At 64.2% G+C, this 1,840-nt stretch carries 1 protein-coding gene; it reads right to left on the bottom strand.

Annotated elements, in window-relative coordinates:
- Positions 1 to 649: 649 nt before the first annotated feature.
- On the bottom strand, positions 650 to 1,840 hold a 1,191-nt coding region (locus RT91_RS22075), incomplete at its 5' end, for a hypothetical protein (RefSeq protein WP_035189622.1).

Genomic DNA, 1,840 nt, shown 5'->3' with positions numbered 1-1,840 from the left:
CGGCCGTGTCCATCGGCACGCGATGCGCACGTCGATAAWWCGCGAGGGATAGTTCGGCGCATCGGATTCCGACATGGCGYGGCCCSAGAGGCCGGATCGATCCGAGAGATGCTCATCCACACCATCACCCAGATCGTCTTGCGGGAGCGCCTTGACCGTCTCGACACCGGTGCCGCGAGGAACCGGAGCGGCGGTGTCATGGCGCGCGAGAGCCGGCGGGAGGACGCGCGAGGTAGGGCGCGATGGTCACCCTCACGGTCGCAGGGACCGTCTTCCCGAGCGCCTGAGATCATCTCGGCGCCGCTGGCGCTCTGGATCATCGGCCCGGACGCCACGAGATGAACGGTTCCGAGACCGTCTCCATGAGCATGCGCCGATGACCACGCCGATATTCGGCGCACCGGATTCCGTCATGTGGTCTGGCATGAGGGTTGGCGCGATCCGCGCGAGATGATCACTCCCACGGTCACCGAGACCGTCTTCCTGAGCGCTTCCCGACGATCCCCGGATCGCGGCGCGTCACAGAGGATCGCCTGCGCGCTGTGACGGACGGTATCCGCGACCGGCTGCCGAAAGCATCGATCATGGTTGGGTGATGATCGTGTCCGTCGGCGATCACCGCTTCCTCCGGTGATCGCCTTGGATGCTGTTACGCCGCCTTCTGCTGGTGAGTCTCGATGCGGACCTGTGTGCACGAGAGCGACGCGAGCCTTGCGTTCAACCATTCGCGGATGGTCTCGCCCATCGAGACAGCGTACTGCGGCGCCTGTTCTGTGGCCGCGTGACACCGATTCCTGCGTGTCTCGGCGAGATCGATGATCGCCGTGCTGGCCGTCGGTTCGTCCGTGAAGTCCTCGGCGTCGTTCTCGTGGTTGACCGGGGCCTGCATCCCCGTGACCTCGAAGCACGCCAGCGGGCCGTGCACCTGTTCGAGTTGGTCAAGCAGCCAATCGATGCGACCCGGCATGCACAGCGCCGCGCGCTTCTTTTGGCGTGCGCCCCGCGCCTGATACCGGATCAGGAATGCAGACGGGGACAAATCCATATAAGTAGTAATTATAGGGGTTTGTCCCCGTGTGACCTGCGCGCGCCGCAGCGCCTTCTTCGCGGCCTCCTCGGAACAGAACAGGTCCGGATAGACACGGCAGGCGTCCGAAGGCGACAGGAGCGCCGCACCGCGCCCGAGCATCTTCTCGACGACATCCGGTGTGATCTCGCGCCACGACGTCAACGTATCCACCGAGAACGGCAGGACGACATCGTTGAGCACGAAGATGCGTGCCGGATTGTCCGCCGTTCGGTTGACGCCGCGAGCACGCCCGACCGCCTGAATCACTTCTGCGTCCGTGATCGCGCGCCGGATGCTTTCGAGCGATGGATCGACGAAACCCGTCCGAGAAATCGGTTCGCCGCGACCATCACGCATGAGAATATGGTCGATCATCGGCGCCATCTCGGTCGTGGTTGGGTGCTTGCCGGTCAGGGCAACCACAATGGCACGATGCGCTTCCGGCGACGCCTGTGGACGGCCGATCACGAATAGACAGTCCACCACGCCGAAAGCATCGAGACCGGCGATGGCATTGAAATGTGCCACATCGACGCCGGGGATGCCGGCGAATTCGGCTTCCGCGCCGTGATACGTGATCACCAAGCCGGAGCCGTCACCCACCTGCAGCCGAATGAAATCCCGGATGTTACGGATGCGACGGGCGCGCCGTCTGTCCTCGGCGGTGCCCCCCTCGGTAGGAAGCACGGACGTCTTGCCAAAACCACCTGTGGGGAGACCTTTCTTGTCGACCGTCGGGAGCACTTGCGTCACATGCTGATGCGGCGTGGC

Origin of the sequence: Acidiphilium sp. JA12-A1, from assembly GCF_000724705.2 — a bacterium.
Taxonomy (GTDB): domain Bacteria; phylum Pseudomonadota; class Alphaproteobacteria; order Acetobacterales; family Acetobacteraceae; genus Acidiphilium; species Acidiphilium multivorum.
The sequence above is the reverse complement of the archived record's forward strand: the minus strand, read 5'-3'. Positions and strand labels throughout refer to the sequence as shown.